The 223-nt window shown below is 63.7% G+C and carries 1 protein-coding gene; it reads right to left on the reverse strand.

Annotation, left to right across the window (positions count from 1 at the left end):
• Nucleotides 1-223: hypothetical protein (locus E4K09_RS28690; RefSeq protein WP_166802119.1), on the reverse strand; the 223-nt coding region annotated here is incomplete at both ends.

Genomic DNA, 223 nt, shown 5'->3' on the forward strand with positions numbered 1-223 from the left:
AGCGTCGGCTAAGGTCAGACCGTCGGCAAGGACGTTCTCCTGAAGCGACTTCGTGGCCCACGCGATAACGCTATACTCCTGCAACGTGGCGGTGCTCTCCTCCAAGCGCTTTTCCTGCGCCGGCGTCAGTGGGACAGGCGGCTCATAGGTGATCAGGGCTTCGTCCGCGACAGTTCGATGCTGGCGGTAGTTCCGAACGTCGCCGAGGCCCGCCCATCGCTCC

The organism is Microvirga pakistanensis, assembly GCF_004458765.1.
Taxonomy (GTDB): domain Bacteria; phylum Pseudomonadota; class Alphaproteobacteria; order Rhizobiales; family Beijerinckiaceae; genus Microvirga; species Microvirga pakistanensis.